This is a genomic window from Pseudomonas cichorii (genome assembly GCF_018343775.1).
Classification (GTDB): Bacteria; Pseudomonadota; Gammaproteobacteria; order Pseudomonadales; family Pseudomonadaceae; genus Aquipseudomonas; species Aquipseudomonas cichorii.
Window position 1 is genome coordinate 989,380 of the sequence record NZ_CP074349.1, and the last position, 20,883, is coordinate 1,010,262.

Below are 20,883 nucleotides of genomic sequence, written 5' to 3' on the forward strand. Positions count from 1 at the left end.
TTTCCAATAACTACCATATGAAATGGATGTTTCTATGAAGCGACTTTTATGTGCGGCCGTGTTTTCGGCTGCTCTCTCAGGGCAAAGCTCGATGGTACTGGCCGATGGGGTTGAGTTTTCGGTAGGCCACACCAGCCAATCGACCATGACCTATCGGCTGGGCGTGCAGTTCGATTGGGACAAAAGTTGGCTGAAAAGCGATGTAGGCCGTCTGACCGGCTACTGGGACGGCGCCTACACCTACTGGGACGGCGATAAACGCTCCAGCAATAACAGCCTGTCGTTCTCGCCAGTACTGGTTTATGAGTTCGCAGGTCAGAGCGTAAAGCCTTACATCGAGGCGGGGATCGGGGTTTCGGTGTTCTCCAACACCCAGGTCGAAGACAACAAACTGGGCTCGGCCTTCAACTTTGAAGACCGTATCGGTTTTGGTCTGCGCTTCGCAGGCGGTCATGAAATCGGCATTCGTGCCACTCACTATTCCAACGCCGGTATCAAACAGCCGAACGACGGGATAGAAAGCTACGCCCTGCATTACAAGATGCCGTTCTGATAGTGAACGACCAGGCGGGGGAGAATTTATTCGCGACAGGCCGCTACATTCGATACCTATCCATCGTTTGCCATGCCGTCTCGCGAATGAATTCGCTCCTACCCGTCGCCCTCAGAGATAAGCCGTAGCAATCCCCAGCCGTTCATTCAGGCACTCTTCAGAACCTTCTTCGAATTCGCGGCAAATCAGCGGGCGTTTTTCGTAGATGGTGCACATCATGGTGTTGCGATCCAGCGCCGCGCACCAGCCGTCATCCAGGCGCAGCATGACTTCGCCGCCCCATTCATCGGTATCGATATAACGCGCGGGCACGCCTGTATCGGTGATGAGCATCACTTCCAGTTGGCAACAGCAGGCTGCGCAGGTCGAGCAGGTGACTTTCGGTTCGCTTGGAATCTGGGTCAGGGTAATGAGCGGGGCTTTCAGTGGTTGGCTCCGGTGTGTCGGTTGATGAGTGGATGAGCAGCCAGTCCCTGAAGCAAAGGAAAGGCGACGGCCCAGACCGCGCCCAGTATCAGAAGGCTTGGCCATAACCCCATTGGAAACTGGGCCTGCGCCAATTGTGAGCCGGCATAGTAAGACATCGGACCGCCAATCGCGCCAAGCAGGCTGGCACGCCACCAGGGTTTGGCAGTCCAGGCCAGACAATGATTGAGCGTGGTTGCCAGCACTGCCCAGAGTAGTACCAGCCATACAGGAATCAGTGGGCCACTGGTGCCGAAATCGAATACCCCGATATTCATCAGGGCACTGTCCAGCAAGGTCCCCAGCACGGTAACGGCCAGCAGCAATCTGCCCTCACGCGCCCAGGAACTTGTCCACAAAAGGTGTATGGCCAGTACACCTGCTGCAATCAGCAGCCAGTAACTGTTGCCGCCCAGCACGCAGGCGAACCAGCCGATCTGGAACAACACTGCATTGGCGACGGTTTTAAGCATCGAAGAGCCCCAGTACCGGAGCACGCAAGGCCTCGGGTTTGGCCAGCAGCAACTGCGCGGTGCCGATGGTCCGCTCCAGAAAACCACCTTCGCAATAGCACAGATAGAATTCCCACAGGCGCAGGAAGTATTCGTCGTAACCCAGGTCCAGCAAGGCGCTGTGGGCTTGTTTGAAGTTTTCGTGCCACAGGTGCAGAGTGCGGGCGTAATGCAGGCCGAAGTCTTCCATGTGCAGCAGGTTCATGTCGGTGTCGCCGCCGACGATCTCCAGCATCTTGTGGACCGATGGCAAGGCGCCGCCCGGGAAGATATAGCGCTGGATGAAGTCCACGCTCTTCCTGGCCTGCTCATAACGCTGCTCGCGAATGGTGATGGCCTGCAAGAGCATCAGCCCGTTGCTCTTGAGCAGGTGCGAACACTGCTTGAAGTAGGTTGGCAGAAACCTGTGGCCCACCGCTTCGATCATTTCGATGGACACCAGTTTGTCGTACTGGCCGGTGAGGTCGCGATAATCCTTGAGCAGCAGGGTCACGCGGTCCTGCAGGCCCAGTTGTAGCAGCCGCTGCTCGGTGTAGGCGAACTGCTCTTTCGACAGCGTGGTCGTCGTGACACGGCACCCGTAATGCTGCGCGGCATAAATCGCCATGCTGCCCCAGCCCGTACCGATTTCCAGCAGATGGTCCTCGGGTTTGAGGGCCAGTTTCTGGCAGATGCGCTCCAGCTTGTTCAACTGGGCCTGTTCGAGGCTGTCGTTCTCGTTCAGGAATTGAGCGGCGGAATACATCATCGTCGGATCGAGAAACTGCTCGAATAATTTATTGCCCAGATCGTAATGGGCCGAGATGTTTTTCTGCGAACCTTTGCGGGTATTGCGGTTGAGCCAGTGCAGGCCCTGGACCATGGGGCGTGTCAGGCGCGCAATGCCGCCTTCCATGGCATCGAGCACATCAAGATTGCTGACGAACACCCGTACCACTGCCGTCAGGTCCGGCGTTGTCCAGTAGCCATGGATAAAGGCTTCGCCCGCGCCAATGGAACCACCGCTGGCAACCAGGCCCCAGATCGCGGAGTCGCGGATATGGATTTCTGCCTGAATCAGCGCTCCGGCCTTGCCGAATACATGGCGCTCCGAGCCGTCATTGACTACCAACTGGCCGTTGCGCAGTTTTGCAAGCTGGCGCAATACGCCACGACGCAGGAAGTTGGTGGTCAGATTATGGGTACCCAGATTGGCAGAAAAACCACTACTGCTGATGTTTTTCATTATGTCGATCCTTGGGTTGCGGGGTGCCAGTACGGTATTCACCGTCAGCAGTCTGATGATTGAAAATCGGGATGCGCTTGAGAAGCAGACGTACGGCCTGCCAATAGATCGCAAGACAGGTCTTGGCGGTCATCCATGGATAGGCAAGCAGATAACGATGCAGCGTCTGGCGGCTGAGAGGCTGGCGATTGAGATTGAGCGTGGCATCGAACACCTTCAGCTCACCTTGCCAGTCAGCCATGTGCACGCCGATTCTTTCGGCGGGCTGGCTGAAGCTCATGCGGTATTCCAGGTCGCGTGGCAGAAACGGCGACACATGAAATGCCTTGGCCACGGCGAAGTGCTGATGGCCTTCGCCAGTGGCGGGCAGGACATAGTGATACCGCTCGCCCCAAGGCGTATTGGTGACTTCACACAGGATGGCGGCCAGTGTTCCGTCGACTTCATGGCAGTAGAAAAAACTCACCGGGTTGAACGACAAACCCCAACTGCGGGCCTGGGTCAGCAGGCAGACCCGGCCCAGCGGCATATGACCCAGCGCTATCCCGACCCGCTCGCGTACCGCTTCGATCAGCGGCACGCCGCGCCCGGTCAGTTCCGGCAGATAGTCATGTTCCCGGAATGAAAACGGCGAAAAGCGCTTGCCCCCGGCCAGCGGTGACAAGTTGAGCACGGCATCCTGCTCGTCCAGATCCAGATAGAGCAGGCCGATTCGATAGTTGAATTCGTGGGCCCTGGGCGCAAAGCGCCGATGGGTGATCCAGCCGCTGTAAAGGGCGCTGTTCACAGTGGCTCACCGAGAGCCTCGGCCACACGCAGGCCGCTGACGACACCGTCTTCATGGAAGCCGTTGGCCCAGTAGGCACCGCAGTACAAGGTGTTCTCGACGCCGCTGATTTCCTGCCAGCGCGCCTGGGCCGCAATGGCATCCAGGCTGTATTGCGGGTGGGAATAGCGATAGCGGCCGAGAATTTTCTCCGGGTCGATGGCGTCGGTCTGGTTCAGGCTGACGCAGAACGTGGTATCGCTTTGGATGCCTTGCAGAATGTTCATGTCGTAAGTGACCGCCGCCAGTTGCTGTTCGCCACCACCAAGACGGTAGTTCCAGCTGGCCCAGGCCAGTGTGCGCTTGGGCAGTAGTCTGGTGTCGGTGTGCAGGACCACATCATTCTCGGCATAACGCAGGGCGCCGAGGATGTCCTGTTCGGTTTGCGAAGGCTGGGCCAGCAGTTGCAAGGCCTGATCGCTGTGACAGGCGAAGATCACTTTATCGAAGCGTTCGCTGCCCGCCGCGCTGTGCAGCGTGACGCCCTCGCTGTCGCGTTCGACCCGATGCACAGGGCAGGACAGGCGAATACGGTCTTTGAACGATGCCGTCAGCGGCTCGATATAACTTCTGGAGCCGCCCTCGATCACGCACCATTGTGGGCGATGAGTGACAGAAAGCAGGCCGTGGTTCTTGAAGAAGCGCACGAAGAATTGCAGAGGGAAACCCAGCATGTCTGCCAGTGACATCGACCAGATGGCTGCGCCCATGGGCACGATGTAATGGTCGATGAAGCGCTGGCCGTAGCGGCCGTTTTTCAGGTATTCGCCAAGCGTCGTGTCGGCCGCGATGCGCTGGTTTTCCAGGTCGGCCACGGACTGGCGATTGAAGCGCAGAATATCGCTCAGCATGCCCCAGAACTTTGGCGACAGCAGGTTGCTGCGCTGGGCGAACAGGCTGTTGAGGTTGTTGCCGTTGTATTCGACGCCACTACGCGGGTCATGCACCGAAAAACTCATTTCGGCCGGTTTGAATGACACGCCCAACTGGCCGAGCAACTTGATGAAGTTGGGGTAGGTCCAGTCATTGAAGACGATAAAGCCGGTATCGATGGCGTATGCACGTCCAGCGACTTGCACATCCACGGTATGCGTGTGGCCGCCGATCCAGTCGGATGCCTCGAACACGGTGATCTCATGGGAGCGGTTGAGCACGTAGGCGCTGGTCAGGCCCGAGATGCCGCTGCCAATGATGGCGATCTTCATTGAACGTCCTTATTCGAGGCAGGGGTGCGAGCCATGCGTTTGCCAATCGCAAACCTTGCACGGGCTGGCAACAGGGCCAGCAGGCGCAGGCTGAGAATGAACGGGCCGGGGAACGATATCTCCAGCGGGCGCCGGGGCAGCTCCATCTTTTTTGCGATGTAGCAGGCTGCTTTTTCCACCGGCCAGCGCATGGGCATCGGGAAATCGTTTTTCGCGGTCAGTGGCGTCTCGACAAAGCCCGGGCTGATCACGGTGACGTCGATATCTTCACAGGCCAGGTCCAGGCGCAGCGATTCCAGCATGTAACGCATGCCGGCTTTCGAGGCGCCATAGGCTTCGGCTCGTGGCAGTGGCAGATAAGTCACTGCACTGGCCACGCCGGCCAGATGAGGTTTTATCCCTTTGCGCAACAAAGGTAGCGCTTCCTGAATACAGAAGCTGGTGGCCAGAAGGTTGGTACGAATCACCCGTTCAACCAGCGCGGCATCGAAATGTTGTGCGTCAAGGTACTCGCAGGTCCCGGCATTGAGGATGGCGCAGTCCAGAGCCCCCCATTCCTGCAGGATACGATCGCCCATGTTCTTGACTTGCGCGCCATCGGTGATGTCGCCGATGAGCAACAGGACCTGACCGGGATAACGGTTCGACAAATCCTGCAAGGGCGCTTCGGTTCTGGCAGTCAGCGCCAGGTGGTGCTTCGCGTCGAGCAACTCTTTTGCCAGGGCGAGGCCAATACCGCTGCTGGCGCCAGTCAACCAGATGCGACGAGCATATGACGTGTTCATGCCAACCTCTTCTTCAGCCAGGCAATCAAGCCTCCCATGATGGGGAGGTGTTCATAGAGCAATGCGCCGGCATCGAAGTAATCCCGATGCCGGTAAACCTTTTCGTGCCAATGCAGATGCGAGCAGCCTTCGACCTTGATGCCCCGACCCTTTTTCAGGCGCGGGTGTGAATAACTCATGGTCCAGACCAGATAGCCTTCGCCGGGCCTGACTTCATCGAAGTGGTGGAAATCGAAATGTAGGTTACTGACATTGCTGTACAGCTGGGCGAAGTAGTCCTGCATGGCCGACAGGCCCTGGATATGGTGCAGCGGGTCTGTGAACGACACGTTGTCGCTGTACAGGTCGGCCACTCGCTCAAGGTTGTCCTTGTTCAGGGCTGCGAAGTCATGGGCGAAGCGTTGCAGGAATTCACTCATGGAGCGCATCCGCAGCAGGCTGGCGATGGGGCAGGGCCTTGAACGCGGCCAGGGCCCGCTCGCGGCTTTTACTCAGGTCTACAATCGGGGACGGATAGTTGGCGACACCGAACAGCCCGCCCACAAGCGCCGGGTTATGCACCTCTTTCTTGTTGAGGCTGGCCAGTTCCGGCAACCAGTGCTTGATGAAGCGCCCTTCAGGATCGAATTTTTCCGATTGCGACAGCGGATTGAAGATGCGGAAATAAGGGGCCGAGTCGGTGCCTGTGGATGAACTCCACTGCCAGCCGCCGTTATTGGCTGCCAGATCCCCGTCGATCAGGTGGCGCATGAAAAAGCGCTCGCCCTCGCGCCAGTCAATCAGCAGGTTCTTGGTCAGGAACATTGCAACGACCATCCTTAGTCGGTTATGCATCCAGCCTGTTTCCAGCAACTGGCGCATGGCAGCATCGATGATCGGCAAACCGGTGCGGGCTTCCTGCCACGCGGCCAGTTCGGTTGGCGCGTTACGCCATTTGACGGCTTCGGTTTCCGGGCGGAATGCGCGATGCCTTGAAACACGAGGGTAGCCCACAAGAATGTGTTTGTAGAACTCCCGCCACAACAGTTCGTTGATCCAGGTCACTATCCCGGTGTTACCGGTCTCGAATTCTCCGTCATTGCTCATCAGTGCTGCGTGCAGGCATTGGCGGGGTGAAATCACACCGGCTGCGAGGTACGCCGATAACTGGCTGGTACCGGGCTTTGCAGGGAAATCCCGTTCGCTCTGGTAATAGCGGATCTGATCGTCGCTGAAGGTGGCCAGGCGCAGGCGTGCTTCGTGTTCGCCAGCAGGCCAGAGTTCGCGCAGTGCTTTGGATGGGCTGGCAAAACCGTCGACCTGATCGGGCACTGCATCGCTTTTGATCGACAGCGGCTGCTGAGCGTTTGGCAGATTGATGAGGCGTGGCATCGCTTCGTGCAGGCGGGCATAGCAGACTTTGCGGAACTGGCTATAGACCTGAAAGTAGCCACCGGTCTTGGTCAGAATGCTGCCAGGCTTGAACAGCAGTTGATCCAGATAGCTGTTGAAATGGACACCGGCTTTTTCCAGCGCCTGGCCTACCGCCTGATCGCGGTTGCTTTCATTGATGCCGTATTCTTCATTGGTGTGCACGCCTTCGACGGCATGCTCCGCGCAGAGCTTTGCCAGCACTTCAGGGGCTTTGTCCCAGGTGTCGGCCTTGCGGATCAGCAAGGGAACATTCAGCCCGGCCAGGGCTTTTTCCAGCTCGACCAGATTGCGCAGCCAGAAATCCACCTTGCAGGCGGCATCGTCATGATTCTGCCATTGAGTGGGACTGACCAGATACACCGCAAGCGTCGGGCCCCGCTCCATGGCAGCGGCCAGGGCAGTATTGTCGTGAACACGCAAATCGCTACGCAGCCAAAACAGTTGCATGTGAAATCCTTAAATGAGTCCGAGCCTGTTCAATTCGATCTGTGCACTGAGCGGATCTTGAGCAAGGGTCAATCCAGCGACCTCGTTCGCACATACGAGCAAATCGGCATAGTGGATCTGTACCGTTGATCCGCTGAGAACGATCGGGCAGGAAATGTTGCTCAATAACCTGGGCAATTGAGCTGGGTTCAGCGATTTACTGGAATAAAGCAGCACGCCGCGTGGTTGCAGATATTCGGTGGCCAGCGCCAGTTCGCCTGCGGGCAGCGGCCAGTCGAAGACTTCCACCGGGCAGTCGGCGCTGCTGACCAGCCAGGCTACGAGCCACAAATGCGGCTCCAGCGGCAGGTCGGACTGGTTCACCAGTAGCAACGGCTTGCCATTGAGTTGCCGGTTATTGTGGTAAATGCGTGCGCCGAGCTTGCTGCGCAGCCACGAATAAAAGAACGCCCGCTCCATCTGCGCGCCGAACTTGCCCTGCCAGCGCTTTTCCAGCTCGGCCAGCAGCGGCAGCAACAATTGCTCACACAAAGTCCGGGGTGGATACAGCGACATCGCCTGATTGAACACATCGTCGACCCGGCGTTCGGCCAGTTCACCGATGGCCTGCAACAGCGTCTGGCGCAAGGCATCCCAGTCGTTGCCGGGGGTGAAACTCTCCGGTTGCTGCTCATCGATCAGGGCCTTGACCTGACTCACGGATACCCCGCGGTTGAGCCAGGTCAGAATCGTCATCACCCGATGCACATGCTCGTGGGTGTACAGCCGATGCCCCTTGGCGGTGCGATGAGGGACGATCAAGCCATAACGTCGCTCCCAGGCTCGCAAGGTAACGGCGTTGACCCCGGTCTGGCGTGCTACTTCACGGATTGGCAGCCAGTTATCCGGCTGGTGCGCTTCCTGGTTTGTATCGTTCATGGTTCAGATCGCATTTCGCAGGCTCAGGTTTTCCGGATGCGGCTGCATGTAAACCTGCAGTGCAATATACGGATCGGGATGTTGGCGAAAGTGGTGCTTGAGCAGGGTCAGCGGCACGATCAAGGGCACGATGCCCTGATGGTACTGAGAGATAAGGCGCTGAATTTCCTGTTTGTCCTCGGTATCGAGGTGATTCTTGAGGTAGCCACTGAGGTGTTGCAGCACATTGGTATGGGTGCTGCGGGTAGCGCATTTTTTCAGTGCTGCCATCAGTTGGCTGAAATAGCGTGGGGCGATCTCGTTCGGATCGCTGCGGCCCATGCTGCCCAGCATATTGCCCAGCACCTTGTATTGCTGTGGATTGCTGGCCATGAGCTGATATTTGTAGCGCGAATGGAACTCGCTCAAGGCGCGACGGGTCACGCCGTCTTTCAGCAGCTTTTGCCAGGCAGCGTAGGCGAATACCCGGGTGACGAAGTTTTCCAGCAGAACGGCATCGTTGAGCCGGCCATCTTCCTCGACCGGCAGGTCGGGCTGACTGGCGCAGAAGGTCTGGGCATAGATACCGCGTCCACCGCCATCCACGGGCGCACCGTTCTCGCGATAGACCTTGACCCGCTCCAGGCCACAGGACGGTGATTTCTGCATGAAAATATAACCGCAGATATCGCCCATTTCGCCAGCCATGTGCAGCCCGTAATCGGCCAGAGCCTGAGTGACGTTCAGCTCTCTGTTGACGGTGCCCACTGCCTGGGGATTTACCGGGTCGCCCACCAGCCGGATCGGCTCTCGTGGAATGCCCATGCCGATGGCGACTTCCGGGCAGGCCGGTACGAAATCGAAATACTCACTCAGGGCGCGAGTACACAGGCGCGACTCTTTATGGCCGCCATTGAAGCGTACCTCCGCACCCAGCAGGCAGGCGCTGATTCCCAGTTTTGGCTTATCGATCACAGGCGCTGACATCACAAACCCCTACGCAAGACTTGTACAGATCAATAAGTCTGTACAACTTGTCTCATCATAGGTTTGTAGCTGTACAAGTCAAATTCTTTGTACAAGAATTTCAGGCGTGTTTATTCAGGAAGCGGGCCCGCTCACTTCCAGCCCATGCGCCAGACCTCGGAGTTCTGCAGGACCTGCCACGGCAAGCGTTCGCTGCGGTGAGTCATCACGGCTTGCAGTTCAATCTCCAGGACCGTGCCTTCCTCGTCCTTGAACAGCTCGGTCACCAGAAAGTGTTTTTCGCGGTTGAGCGGCACTGCTGCGGTCCATTTCGACAGCAGCAGTTTGCGGGGATTGATGGTATTCACTTGAGGTGTTCCAGCAGACGGCGTGCAGCTTCCTGGCCGCTGAGCCATGCGCCTTCGACGCGACCTGACAGGCACCAGTCGCCACAGACGTAAATGCCCAGGTCGGCATCGGAAAGTGCGCCCCATTCGTGAGAGCCGGCCGGTCGTGCATACAGCCAGCGGTGTGCCTGGCTGAAGACCGGAGCAGGCATCGGGCAGTCGATCAGCTCTGCAAATGCACCATGCAGATGTTCGATGACTTGCTCTTTGGGCATGTCCAGATGCTGCCTGCTCCAACTGCTGGAGGCATGCAGAACCCAGGTGTCCAGGGTGTCGTCACGTTGGGGTTTGCTGCGATTGCGGGCCAGCCAGTCCAGCGGGCTGTCCTGTACGAAACAGCCTTGCATCGGGGTTTGCAGCGGTGTGGAAAAGGCCAGGGCAACGGCCCAGGTCGGGTCCATTTTCACACCGGTGACCACGCTTGCCAGTTTCGGTGCCGCTGCCAGCAGCGTCGCTGCCTGAGGCGCGGGTATGGCGATGACAACATGGCTGAAAGGACCGTGGTTGTTGCCATCGGCATCTTGCAGGTTCCAGTGCTCTTCACCGCGAAAGACTTCGGTGATGCGGCACGAGAATGTCACGGGCAAATCGTCCAGAAGGGCACGGGTAATGGCGCTCATGCCCGGTGTGCCGACCCAGCGTACCTGCTCGTCCGGCGACGGGCTGAGCCTGCCGCCATGGAAGTTGTACAGCGAGGGTGTCCATTCGGCCACGTGACCTTTGGCTTGCCACTGGTTGACGGCCGCCACGAAGCGTCGATCACGGGCAGTGAAATACTGTGCGCCCATGTCGAGAGAGCCCGCCTCACTTCGCTTGCTCGACATTCTTCCGCCGCTGCCGCGGCTTTTGTCGAAAAGATGTATGTCGTGCCCGGCAGCCTTGAGCGCCTGAGCAGCAGAGAGTCCGGCGATACCGGTACCGATGATTGCGATAGGTACAGTCATAGGGGCCTCGTTACCTTGTCTGCACAGACTACGCCGTAGTTAAAACCTGTACAATCTCCGTTTTTGGTATAACTTGCAGTCGTTCTCGATTTTACTGCTTATAGTCAACTGCAACCCATGCGCTTCACGACGGTCAGTCTGTTGCCTGTAGACAATGGGCCAACTACCCGGGCTGGGCAGTAAAGCTCCGATTCATTCAGGTGTGGCCTATGGTTCAGCAAAGGATTGTGCTTTTGCGGATAAGCCAGACCCGTAAAAAATAGACTACTCAATTGCCACGAACGCCACGCGAGGTAACCTGCCATGCACATATTGCTGACCGGCGGTACAGGTTTGATCGGACGAGCGCTCTGCCGACTCTGGTCTGCGCAAGGTCATCAATTGACGGTCTGGAGTCGTCGGCCGGCTGAAGTGGCTGAGCTCTGTGGTCCCGTGGTGCGTGGCATCGCCCGTCTGGAAGAACTGAGCGAGCAATCCATCGATGCCGTCATCAACCTCGCAGGTGCTCCGATAGCCGACCGTCCCTGGACGCGAAAGCGCCGGTTGCTGCTGTGGAGCAGCCGCATTGGCCTGACCGAGCAACTGCTGGCCTGGTTGGAAGGTCGGCAGCAAAAGCCTGAAGTGCTGATTTCCGGCTCTGCGGTCGGCTGGTATGGCGATTCGGGTGAACACGAGCTTGATGAAAGCTCACGACCGATCAAGGAAGACTTTGCCAGCCAGCTTTGCAGCGCCTGGGAAGAAACCGCTCAGCGTGCCGAAGCCTTGGGCATTCGTGTGGTGCTGCTGCGTACGGGCCTTGTGGTGTCGGATCAGGGCGGTTTTGTGAAGCGCTTGCTGCTGCCTTTCAAACTGGGCCTGGGTGGCCCGATTGGCAACGGTCGGCAATGGATGCCCTGGATTCATATCGAAGATCAAATCGCGGCGATTGATTTTCTGTTGAACCGTCGCGATGCCCGAGGTCCTTATAATCTCTGCGCGCCAACACCGGTGCGTAATCGTGAGTTTGGCAAAACGCTGGCGGGTGTCCTGAGGCGGCCCGCTTTCATGCCTTTGCCGGGGCTGGTGTTGCGTGTGGCGCTGGGTGAGTTGTCCGTGTTGCTGCTGGGTGGCCAGCGTGCCCGACCGGCGCGTTTGCTGGAGGCAGGTTTTACCTTCCGATTTACTGATCTGCGCGCTGCCCTGAGTGATTTCTCGGGTCGCCACTGAAGCCATTGAAATAGGATGTTGCATGACCGATCACGCGCTCTTGCTGGTCAATCTGGGTTCGCCTGCTTCCACAGCAGTGCCGGACGTACGCCGGTATCTCAATCAGTTCCTGATGGATCCTTATGTCATCGACTTGCCGTGGCCGGTTCGCAGGCTGCTGGTCTCGCTGATCCTGATCAAGCGTCCCGAGCAGTCGGCGCATGCGTATGCGTCCATCTGGTGGGATGACGGCTCGCCGCTGGTTGTGTTGAGCAAGCGCTTGCAGGAGGCCATGAAAAAGGAATGGACCCAGGGTCCGGTCGAGCTGGCGATGCGTTATGGCGAGCCCTCCATCGAAACAGTGCTGACGCGTCTGGCCGGGCAGGGCATCAGGAAAGTGACGCTTGCCCCGCTTTATCCACAGTTCGCCGACAGCACCGTCACGACGGTGATTGAAGAGGCCAGGCGGGTCGTGAAGGCCAAGTCGCTGACAATGGAATTTTCACTGCTCAAGCCTTTTTTCGATCAGGACGAGTACATCGACGCCCTGGTGGAAAACGTTCGCCCGCATTTGCAGCAGCCTCATGATCACCTGCTGTTGAGTTTTCACGGCCTGCCGGAAAGGCACCTGACCAAGCTCGACCCTACCGGCAACCACTGCCTCAAGAATGAAAACTGCTGCATGACCGCTCCGCCTGAAGTGGTCGCTACCTGCTATCGCGCGCAATGCATACGCTCGGCGGCAGCCTTTGCCGAGCGCATGGGGATTCCTGATGGTAAATGGTCGGTGTCGTTTCAGTCGCGTCTTGGACGTGCCAAGTGGATCGAACCCTACACCGAAGCGCGTCTTGATGAGCTGGCAGCCCAGGGCGTGAAGAAGCTGCTGGTGATGTGCCCGGCATTCGTTGCCGACTGCATCGAGACGCTGGAAGAGATCGGGGATCGTGGAGCGGAGCAGTTCAAGGAGGCGGGCGGCGAAGAGCTGGTGCTGGTGCCTTGCCTGAATGACGACCCGAACTGGGCCAGGGCCTTGAACCGGTTGTGTGAAAAGGCACAACCGATGCAACAGTAAAACCCGTGGAGCGAATTCATTCGCGAACAACATCACGAATGAATTCGTTCCCACCCGTATTTATGGCAACTGCTTGTTCTTCCAGCTGTCATTGCCCGGCAGAATCAGGTTCAAGGCAATAGCAGTAATGGCGCACAGGGCGATGCCCTTGAGGCCGAAGTCATCAGGGCCGTTGCCGGTGCCGATCAGCACGCCGCCGATACCGAACACCAGGGTCACCGAAACAATCACCAGATTACGCGCCTCGGCCAGATCGACCTTGTGACGAATCAGGGTGTTCATTCCCACCGCAGCAATCGAACCGAACAACAGGCACAGAATCCCGCCCATGACCGGCACGGGAATGCTCTGCAGCAGCGCACCGAACTTGCCGATGAAGGCCAGGGCAATGGCGAAGACTGACGCCCAGGTCATGATGGCCGGGTTGTAGTTCTTGGTCAGCATCACCGCGCCTGTCACTTCGGCATAGGTGGTGTTGGGTGGGCCGCCGAACAGGCCGGCTGCCGTGGTCGCGATACCGTCGCCAAACAGGGTGCGATGCAGGCCCGGTTTTTTCAGGTAGTCGCGTCCGGTCACGCTGCCGACCGCGATCACGCCGCCGATGTGCTCGATGGCCGGAGCCAGTGCCACCGGCACAATGAACAGGATGGCCTGCCAGTTGAACTCCGGTGCCGTGAAGTGCGGCAGGGCCAGCCAAGGGGCTGCGGCAATCTTCGCGGTGTCCACCACGCCAAAGTAGAACGACAGCGCAAAGCCCACCAGCACGCCGGAAATGATCGGCACCAGACGGAAAATCCCTTTGCCGAACACGGCCACGATCAACGTCGTCAGCAGGGCTGGCATCGAGATCAGCATGGCGGTCTTGTAGGGGATCAGCTCGGCGCCGTCACCCGACTTGCCCATCGCCATATTGGCGGCAATCGGCGCCATGGCCAGACCGATGGAGATGATCACCGGGCCGATGACGACCGGTGGCAGCAGGCGATCGATAAAGCCCGTGCCCTTGATCTTCACGGCCAGGCCCAGGAAGGTGTAGACGAAACCCGCCGCCATGACACCGCCCATGGTCGCGGCCAGGCCGAACTGGCCCTTGGCGAGAATGATCGGAGTGATGAAGGCAAAGCTTGATGCCAGGAAAACCGGCACCTGACGGCCCGTAACCATCTGGAACAGCAGCGTGCCCAGGCCGGCAGTGAACAGCGCCACGTTTGGATCGAGGCCGGTAATGAGCGGCATCAGTACCAGGGCGCCAAAGGCCACGAACAGCATTTGGGCGCCGGAAAGTACCGTGCGCCACAGTGGATCGTTGAATTCGGACTGCTTCATCGAATTACGCGTCCTTTTGCTTGGTGCCGAAGATCTTGTCACCCGCATCACCCAGACCCGGAATGATGTAGCCATGTTCGTTCAGGTGCTGGTCGATGGACGCTGTGTAGATGATCACGTCCGGGTGAGATTTCTCCACGGCAGCGATGCCCTCGGGCGCAGCGACCAGCACCATGGCGCGGATTTCCTTGCAGCCCGCTTTCTTGAGCAGGTCGATGGTCGCGATCATCGAGCCGCCGGTGGCCAGCATCGGGTCGATGATCATCGCCAGACGCTCGTCGATTTCCGGGACCAGCTTTTCCAGGTAAGTGTGGGCTTCCAGGGTTTCTTCGTTGCGGGCCAGGCCCACGGCGCTGACCTTGGCGCCTGGAATCAGGCTGAGCACGCCGTCGAGCATGCCGATACCGGCGCGCAGGATCGGTACGACGGTGATTTTTTTGCCAGCGATCTTCTCGACCTGTACGGTTCCGCACCAGCCTTCGATGTCGTAGCTTTCCAGCGGCAGATCCGAGGTGGCTTCATAAGTAAGCAGTGCGCCGACTTCCTGTGCCAGCTCACGGAAATTCTTGGTGCTGATGTCAGCGCGGCGCATCAGGCCGAGCTTGTGGCGGATCAGCGGATGACGGATTTCACGAATGGGCATAAGAAAAGGCTCCAGCAGGGGGCAAAAAAACGGCCTAGATTAATCTATTCAGCTGTGACTGTCTTAAAGCGCATGCAGTATCGTGACGCAAGGTATGAATCCTTGCCCTTGGGCACCACACGCAACGTTAGTCCATAATCGCTTGCCCTGAATGAACGGGATGCGTACCTTTGCCCGCTTTTCTCAAACTGCCCATCTGGAGAGCTTCATGTCCGCTGATCTCGAGCATATCCGTCAAATCATGCGCGAGGCCGATTGCCTCTACACCGAGGCTGAAGTCGATGCTGCCATCGCTCGCGTCGGAGCGCAGATCAACGCTGAACTGGCTGACCGTAATCCTGTTGTTTTCTGTGTGATGAATGGCGGCCTGATCTTCTCGGGCAAACTGCTGACGCATCTGAACTTCCCGCTGGAAGCGTCTTACCTGCACGCGACCCGCTATCGCAACGAAACCACCGGTGGCGACCTGTTCTGGAAAGCCAAGCCGGAAGTCTCGTTCATCGATCGTGACGTGCTGATCATCGACGACATTCTCGACGAAGGTCATACCCTGGGCGCCATCATCGACTTCTGCCGCCATGCCGGCGCTAGTGCGGTGCACACCGCGGTATTGATCGACAAGGATCACGACCGCAAGGCCCGTCCTGATCTGAAAGCCGATTTCGTTGGCCTGCCATGCGTTGACCGTTATATCTTCGGCTACGGCATGGACTACAAAGGTTACTGGCGCAATGCTGCCGGGATCTATGCGGTCAAGGGCATGTAATTGACCGTCGCGCCAGGAATGCCCCAAGGGGTATTCCTGCGCTGTGGCACAGGAATGAGTGCGGGTTTCTCAGGGAAGTTCTGAATGAAATTATCGATTTCCGGCGCCATGGCGCTTGCGGTGTTCTACGGTCTGGCATCGGTTGCACCGGCTTACGCTGAACCCATGCATGGCCAGTACCTGCCTCCCGATGATCTGAACCTGCGCGCAGGTGTGCCCGAACAGCAGCAGTTGCTGCAGATAACCGAATACTCGGTAGTGATTGGCAATCAGCGCCAGTCCAGCCAGCAGCCGATCCCCATTACGTCACCGACGCTGCTGCGCCTCAAGGGCAAGCCGCTGAACAAGGGCGCGACCATTTCCGAAGTGATCATTCACTTCGATGCCGAAAGCAAGAGTCTGAAAAAGCCGACCTACGATGAGTCGTCCCGGATTCTGACGCTCTATTACCCGGTCAACCAGTACCGGGCCGTGGTGGACCTGCTGCGCAATGAAAAGGTGTATTGCCAGTTTCTTGTCTATGCCAACGGCCATGTCTGGGCCGATCTGCATACTGCGGTGCTACGCACGCGTTGAGCCGCGCACGCGCACAAGGGTAAACTGCCCGCCCGTGAAAGTGTATGCGCCCAGTTGGAGCCCGCAATGCGTAAAGACAAGAAGCAGTTGATTGGGGACGAGATCGGCGACGAGCAGATCAAACTGTTCCTCGACTTCGAGCCGTACGATGCCACCTCGCCGTCGCTGCACAAATTGATCAAGGCCTACCGTGGCCTGCGGATCGATGACTTCGAGCGTTTCCTGGTGTTCTTCAAGGAAGCCGGTTACGACCTGGATGGCAAGGATGAGCAAGGCAACGATTTCGTCGCCCTGATCAAGGATCAGCGCAATGCTGAAGACTATATCGAGCTGATCGCCCAGGCTCGCGGCTGATCCCTGTTCGCGAATGAATTCGCTCCCACACAAGCTAATTCATTCGCGAAAGATCGCTACTTACTTTCTGGCCTGATAAGCCTTCCCGTAGTGGCGTTCCAGCCGCGCCTGCAACAACTCCAGCCCGATGGACATGATCCAGTAAAGCACCGCCGCCGTGGTCAGCATCTCGATATAGCGATAGCTGGAGCGACCGTAGGACTGGGCCAGGAACATCACTTCCCAGACACCCATCACCGAAATCAGCGATGAATCCTTGAGCATCGAGATGAACTGGTTGGTGGTGGGCGGGATGATGGTGCGCATGGCCTGGGGCAGGGTGACGCGCCAGAAGATCTGTGCAGGTCGCAAGGCCAGCGCCAGTGCCGCTTCACGCTGACCGGCTGCGACACCGATGATGCCCGCCCGGAATATCTCGCTCAGGTAAGCCCCATAGTTCAGGGACAGTGCGATGATGCCGGCCACGATTGCACCGGGCACGATACCTACCTGAGGCAGGCCCAGGTAAATCAGCATGATCTGGATCAGCAGCGGTGTGCCGCGAAAGAACGAGGCATAGAAGCTCGCAATGCCAAAGGCCACCGCACTTCTGGACAGCCGTGCCAGAGCCACGACAAAACCCAGCAGCACCGAGACGACAATCGAGCACAGGCACACGAACAACGTCAGCGCCGCGCCCTGCAGAAAACCGTTGGGTGACAGGCTCAGGCCGACCAGATTCGGCAGTTTGTCGAGAATGATCGAGAACTTCAGGTCGAAGCTCAGGAAGAACCCGGCAAACAGGGCGAACATCGCCGCCCAGGTCAGATAGAGCCTTGTACGGAAACCGAAGACACGCTTGAGCAGGCTCCGGGCCTGCTCGGGTGGGCGTTGAGGCTGGAAGGAAGTCATTTGCTGATGTCAGCGCCGATCCACTTCTGCGACAGCTTGGTCAGAGTGCCGTCCTGCTTGAGTTCGGCAAAGACCTGACGAACCTTGGCGTCCCATTCGGCATCGCCTTTTTCGATGGCGACGAAGTTGGGTTCTTCATACAGCGAGGCGCCAGCCAGCTTGAAGCGCTTGTCCTGATCCAGGCGCGGCTGGGCCGTGACCAGATTGGTGAGGATGGCATCCAGGCGCACACCGGCACCCAGGCCCAGATCCTGGAACGCAACGTTGTCGTTGTCGTAAGGGGCAATCTGAACGTTCTCGAACGGGTATTCCAGCGGCTTGTCTTCAGCGCCTTCGATCACCAGATTCTTGTTCAGGTAGCTTTCGTAGCTGGAAGCGCTGGTGAGGCCGACCTTCTTGTTGCTCAGGTCCTTGGCCGAATGGATGCGATCATCCTTGGCGTTGACCACGATCACCGCAGGCGAGGCGTAGTACTCGACAGGGAAGTTGAAGACTTCAGCGCGGGATTTGCTCGGGGTCATGGAGCAGACGCAGATGTCGTAGCGACCACTCCAGCGGCCAGCGGCGATCACGTCCCATGAAGGCGTTTCAAGACGCAGCTTGACGCCCAGCTTGTCTGCGACAGCTTTGGCGACGTCGACATCGAAGCCGTCCAGCTGGTTTTTATCATTCAGGAAAGAGAAGGGCGGGTAACTTTCCATGAGGACGTTTACCAGTTCCTTGTTCTTCTGTACGCGGTCCAGTGTGGCACCGGCGAAGGTCTGAGTCGATGCAGCCAGAGTGACCAGGCCAATGCCCAGCAGAGCGCTAAGTTTCAAAGCTATCCCCTGAAAAAATGATTGTAGTTTGGATAAGGCGCTGTATTAAATACGTTATACCAAGCTCATTCCTAATGAGTTTTTTTCATAAAGATATAAGTAGATGGCATATGACTCAGCGCTCGACTGTAATTCTTGACGGCGGCATGGGCCGCGAGCTTCAGCGCCGAGGCGCTCCCTTCCGCCAGCCCGAGTGGTCGGCCCTTGCCTTGAGCGAGGCACCCGAAGCGGTACGTGCCGTGCATACCGCCTATATCGACAGTGGCGCCCAGGTGATCACCAGCAACAGCTACGCGGTCGTGCCTTTTCATATTGGCGAGGAACGTTTTGCTCGCGAAGGTCAGGCACTGGCTGATCTTGCCGGTCGACTGGCTCGCGAGTCGGCGGATGCCTCGGGCGGACGTGCCAAGGTAGCTGGCTCCCTGCCGCCGCTGTTCGGTTCCTACCGTCCGGACCTCTACAAGCCGGAGCTGGCTGCGGAAGTCCTGAAACCGCTGGTGGCCGGTCTGGCCCCGCATGTGGATCTGTGGCTGGCCGAGACTCAAAGCTGCATCATCGAAGCACGGACCATCCGTGCCGGTCTGCCTGCCGATGGCAAACCTTTCTGGCTGTCGTTCACGCTTCAGGACGAAGACACTGACGAAGTGGCGCGTCTGCGTTCCGGCGAGCCGGTTGCCGATGCGGCCCGTGCTGCTGCCGAACTGGGTGCTGCTGCGCTGCTGTTCAACTGCAGCCAGCCTGAAGTGATCGGTGCAGCCATCGATGCCGCTCGCGAAGTGTTCAAGTCATTGAACGTCGAGATCGCCATCGGTGCTTACGCCAATGCCTTCCCGCCGCAACCCAAGGATGCCAAGGCCAACGATGGTCTGGATGAGCTGCGCGCAGACCTTGATCCTCAAGGCTATCAGCAGTGGGCGGCGGACTGGGTCAAGCGTGGTGCCACCCATATCGGTGGTTGCTGTGGCATTGGCCCGGAGCACATTGCGGTTCTGGCCAAGAGCCTTTAAATACTGAGCTGTTCTTACAAAGAAAAAACCCGTGGCTGCAAGGCTCACGGGTTTTTTTATGCCTCAGGCAATCAGGCGATGCTGCTTTGTTCCTGATTGGTCTGCTCGACCAGTTCCAGGCTCTCGTCGCTCTGGCGGCTGACGCGCTGGTACAGCTGCGCATCGGTTTCCAGTGCTTTTTCCCGGGCCGGAAATATTTCGTTGAGCTTGGCGGCCCACTCGTTGCGAGCCTTGTCCGGGAAGCAGCGCTCGATCAGCTCCAGCATGATCGAAACCGTCACCGATGCACCCGGAGAAGCACCGAGCAAGGCGGCCAGAGAACCGTCCTTTGCAGACACCAGTTCGGTACCGAACTGCAGAATGCCGCCTTTCTTGGCGTCTTTCTTGATGATCTGCACTCGCTGACCAGCAACTTCCAGACGCCAGTCTTCGGCCCTGGCTTGAGGGTAGAAGCGGCGCAGGGATTCCAGGCGCTGCTCCATCGACTGCATCACTTCACTGACCAGATATTTGGTCAGATCCATGTTGTCGCGAGCGACGGCCAGCATCGGTTTGATGTTGGCCAGTCGTACCGACAGCGGCAGGTCAAGGAACGAGCCGTGCTTGAGGAACTTGGTGGTGAAGCCGGCGTAAGGTCCGAACAGCAGGGATTTCTTGCCATCGACCACGCGGGTATCCAGGTGAGGAACCGACATGGGCGGCGAACCCACGGCGGCCTGGCTGTAAACCTTGGCCTGATGCTGCTTGACCACTTCGGGGTTGTCGCAACGCAGCCACTGGCCACTGACCGGGAAGCCGCCGAAGCCCTTGCTCTCTTCGATGCCCGACATCTGCAGCAGCGGCAAGGCCGCGCCACCCGCGCCGAGGAATACGAATTTTGCGTCGATCTGGCGAGTGCTGCCGCTGTTCACGTCCTTGACGGTGACGGTCCAGCCGCTGCCGTTACGGGTCAGGTCGGTAACGCGCTTGCAGTATTTGACCTGAGCGTCGGGAGCGCTGCCCAGGTGAGTGAGCAACTGGTTGGTCAGGGCGCCGAAGTTGACGTCCGTACCGTTCATTACCCGAGTGGCGGCGATAGGTTCGTCGGCCGGACGGCCTGGCATCATCAGCGGCATCCACTCGGCCAGCTTTGCCTTGTCTTCGGTATATTCCATCGAAGAGAAGGCGTGATGCTTGTGCATCGCTTCAAAACGGGTCTTGAGGAAGGAAATCCCGCTCTCGCCCTGAACGAAGCTCAGGTGCGGAACCGAGTTGATGAAGGATTTCGACGAGCCGAAGGTGCCTTTGCGAGCCAGATAGGCCCAGAACTGCTTCGATACCTCGAACTGGGCGTTGATGTGCACCGCTTTCTTGATATCGATGGAGCCATCGGCCGCGGGCGGCGTGTAGTTCAGCTCGCAGAGGCCGGCATGACCGGTCCCTGCGTTGTTCCAGGGGTTGGAACTCTCCGCAGCGCCGGAATCCATGAGCTCAACGACTTCCAGCTTGAGGCCGGGGTCGAGCTCCTTGAGCAGCACGGCCAGGGTGGCACTCATGATGCCCGCTCCGACCAATACTACGTCGACTGCTTCGTTATGCGCCATTAACGCGTCTCCAAAAT

Annotated in this window: 24 protein-coding genes; 7 read left to right on the forward strand and 17 right to left on the reverse strand. The window is 58.4% G+C overall.

All coding sequences use genetic code 11. The annotated features are described in order from the left end of the window. Window positions 1-34 precede the first annotated feature (34 nt). Window positions 35-553, forward strand: a complete 519-nt coding sequence (locus KGD89_RS04440) for an acyloxyacyl hydrolase (protein ID WP_025258606.1) — start codon at window positions 35-37, stop codon at window positions 551-553. A gap of 111 nt (window positions 554-664) precedes the next feature. Here the strand turns inward: KGD89_RS04440 and KGD89_RS04445 are convergent, their stop codons facing one another. The 12 genes from KGD89_RS04445 to KGD89_RS04500 all read right to left on the reverse strand — a co-directional run bounded on the left by KGD89_RS04445 (window position 665) and on the right by KGD89_RS04500 (window position 10,645). Beyond that, a complete protein-coding gene (locus tag KGD89_RS04445) occupies window positions 665-979 on the reverse strand; it encodes a YkgJ family cysteine cluster protein (protein ID WP_371856552.1) in 315 nt (104 codons plus the stop codon). After that, on the reverse strand, window positions 976-1,491 hold the full coding sequence (locus tag KGD89_RS04450; RefSeq protein WP_025258608.1) for a DUF2878 domain-containing protein: 516 nt from the start codon (window positions 1,489-1,491) through the stop codon (window positions 976-978). The genes KGD89_RS04445 and KGD89_RS04450 overlap by 4 nt, the downstream gene beginning before the upstream one ends. After that, window positions 1,484-2,755 carry an SAM-dependent methyltransferase gene (locus tag KGD89_RS04455; RefSeq protein ID WP_025258609.1) on the reverse strand — a complete coding sequence of 424 codons (1,272 nt, stop codon included), beginning with the start codon at window positions 2,753-2,755 and terminating at the stop codon, window positions 1,484-1,486. The genes KGD89_RS04450 and KGD89_RS04455 overlap by 8 nt, the downstream gene beginning before the upstream one ends. Beyond that, a complete protein-coding gene (locus tag KGD89_RS04460; protein ID WP_025258610.1) occupies window positions 2,736-3,542 on the reverse strand; it encodes a DUF1365 domain-containing protein in 807 nt (268 codons plus the stop codon). Before KGD89_RS04460 ends, KGD89_RS04455 begins: the two co-directional genes overlap by 20 nt. After that, window positions 3,539-4,786 (reverse strand): NAD(P)/FAD-dependent oxidoreductase, encoded by a 1,248-nt coding sequence (locus tag KGD89_RS04465; RefSeq protein WP_025258611.1) that lies wholly within the window; start codon window positions 4,784-4,786, stop codon window positions 3,539-3,541. Before KGD89_RS04465 ends, KGD89_RS04460 begins: the two co-directional genes overlap by 4 nt. Continuing rightward, window positions 4,783-5,571 carry an SDR family NAD(P)-dependent oxidoreductase gene (locus tag KGD89_RS04470; RefSeq protein WP_025258612.1) on the reverse strand — a complete coding sequence of 263 codons (789 nt, stop codon included), beginning with the start codon at window positions 5,569-5,571 and terminating at the stop codon, window positions 4,783-4,785. Before KGD89_RS04470 ends, KGD89_RS04465 begins: the two co-directional genes overlap by 4 nt. After that, complete coding sequence (locus KGD89_RS04475; RefSeq protein ID WP_025258613.1) at window positions 5,568-5,990, reverse strand: nuclear transport factor 2 family protein; 423 nt, start codon at window positions 5,988-5,990, stop codon at window positions 5,568-5,570. Before KGD89_RS04475 ends, KGD89_RS04470 begins: the two co-directional genes overlap by 4 nt. After that, window positions 5,983-7,431, reverse strand: a complete 1,449-nt coding sequence (phrB, locus tag KGD89_RS04480; protein ID WP_025258614.1) for a deoxyribodipyrimidine photo-lyase — start codon at window positions 7,429-7,431, stop codon at window positions 5,983-5,985. Before phrB ends, KGD89_RS04475 begins: the two co-directional genes overlap by 8 nt. Before the next feature lie 9 nt (window positions 7,432-7,440). Then, window positions 7,441-8,349: a MerR family transcriptional regulator gene (locus KGD89_RS04485; protein WP_025258615.1), complete on the reverse strand. Its 909-nt coding sequence runs from the start codon at window positions 8,347-8,349 to the stop codon at window positions 7,441-7,443. Between the two features lie 3 nt (window positions 8,350-8,352). After that, window positions 8,353-9,315 (reverse strand): YbgA family protein, encoded by a 963-nt coding sequence (locus KGD89_RS04490; protein ID WP_025258616.1) that lies wholly within the window; start codon window positions 9,313-9,315, stop codon window positions 8,353-8,355. Between the two features lie 131 nt (window positions 9,316-9,446). Beyond that, on the reverse strand, window positions 9,447-9,662 hold the full coding sequence (locus KGD89_RS04495; protein WP_025258617.1) for a TIGR02450 family Trp-rich protein: 216 nt from the start codon (window positions 9,660-9,662) through the stop codon (window positions 9,447-9,449). Beyond that, on the reverse strand, window positions 9,659-10,645 hold the full coding sequence (locus KGD89_RS04500) for an NAD(P)/FAD-dependent oxidoreductase (protein WP_025258618.1): 987 nt from the start codon (window positions 10,643-10,645) through the stop codon (window positions 9,659-9,661). Before KGD89_RS04500 ends, KGD89_RS04495 begins: the two co-directional genes overlap by 4 nt. A gap of 303 nt (window positions 10,646-10,948) precedes the next feature. Here KGD89_RS04500 and KGD89_RS04505 point away from each other — a divergent pair, with 303 nt between their 5' ends. Together KGD89_RS04505 and hemH are read left to right on the forward strand one after the other, a co-directional pair. Further along, entirely contained in the window at window positions 10,949-11,851 is a 903-nt protein-coding gene (locus tag KGD89_RS04505) for a TIGR01777 family oxidoreductase (RefSeq protein ID WP_025258619.1), read from the forward strand. Between the two features lie 22 nt (window positions 11,852-11,873). After that, a complete protein-coding gene (hemH, locus tag KGD89_RS04510) occupies window positions 11,874-12,902 on the forward strand; it encodes a ferrochelatase (RefSeq protein ID WP_025258620.1) in 1,029 nt (342 codons plus the stop codon). 60 nt (window positions 12,903-12,962) lie between these two features. Here hemH and KGD89_RS04515 read toward each other — a convergent pair whose 3' ends face one another. Further along, the gene (locus KGD89_RS04515) at window positions 12,963-14,228 is read right to left on the reverse strand and encodes a uracil-xanthine permease family protein (RefSeq protein WP_025258621.1); all 1,266 of its coding nucleotides are present in this window, start codon (window positions 14,226-14,228) and stop codon (window positions 12,963-12,965) included. 4 nt (window positions 14,229-14,232) lie between these two features. Beyond that, a complete protein-coding gene (gene upp, locus KGD89_RS04520; RefSeq protein WP_025258622.1) occupies window positions 14,233-14,871 on the reverse strand; it encodes a uracil phosphoribosyltransferase in 639 nt (212 codons plus the stop codon). A 208-nt stretch (window positions 14,872-15,079) separates the two neighbouring features. On the opposite strand from upp, the gene KGD89_RS04525 reads away from it, so the two are divergent. From KGD89_RS04525 to KGD89_RS04535, 3 genes are all read left to right on the forward strand, one after another. After that, window positions 15,080-15,637, forward strand: coding sequence for a hypoxanthine-guanine phosphoribosyltransferase (locus tag KGD89_RS04525; RefSeq protein WP_025258623.1), 558 nt, complete (start codon window positions 15,080-15,082; stop codon window positions 15,635-15,637). 84 nt (window positions 15,638-15,721) lie between these two features. After that, window positions 15,722-16,213 (forward strand): hypothetical protein, encoded by a 492-nt coding sequence (locus KGD89_RS04530; RefSeq protein ID WP_025258624.1) that lies wholly within the window; start codon window positions 15,722-15,724, stop codon window positions 16,211-16,213. 66 nt (window positions 16,214-16,279) lie between these two features. Next, on the forward strand, window positions 16,280-16,567 hold the full coding sequence (locus KGD89_RS04535) for a PA4642 family protein (RefSeq protein WP_025258625.1): 288 nt from the start codon (window positions 16,280-16,282) through the stop codon (window positions 16,565-16,567). A gap of 60 nt (window positions 16,568-16,627) precedes the next feature. Here the strand turns inward: KGD89_RS04535 and KGD89_RS04540 are convergent, their stop codons facing one another. After that, window positions 16,628-17,458, reverse strand: coding sequence for an amino acid ABC transporter permease (locus tag KGD89_RS04540; protein WP_025258626.1), 831 nt, complete (start codon window positions 17,456-17,458; stop codon window positions 16,628-16,630). After that, window positions 17,455-18,276 (reverse strand): ABC transporter substrate-binding protein, encoded by an 822-nt coding sequence (locus tag KGD89_RS04545; RefSeq protein ID WP_025258627.1) that lies wholly within the window; start codon window positions 18,274-18,276, stop codon window positions 17,455-17,457. Before KGD89_RS04545 ends, KGD89_RS04540 begins: the two co-directional genes overlap by 4 nt. A 110-nt stretch (window positions 18,277-18,386) precedes the next feature. On the opposite strand from KGD89_RS04545, the gene KGD89_RS04550 reads away from it, so the two are divergent. Beyond that, the gene (locus KGD89_RS04550) at window positions 18,387-19,283 is read left to right on the forward strand and encodes a homocysteine S-methyltransferase family protein (RefSeq protein ID WP_025258628.1); all 897 of its coding nucleotides are present in this window, start codon (window positions 18,387-18,389) and stop codon (window positions 19,281-19,283) included. Window positions 19,284-19,354: 71 nt separating this feature from the next. Here KGD89_RS04550 and mqo read toward each other — a convergent pair whose 3' ends face one another. Next, on the reverse strand, window positions 19,355-20,866 hold the full coding sequence (gene mqo, locus KGD89_RS04555) for a malate dehydrogenase (quinone) (protein ID WP_025258629.1): 1,512 nt from the start codon (window positions 20,864-20,866) through the stop codon (window positions 19,355-19,357). Window positions 20,867-20,883: the final 17 nt, after the last annotated feature.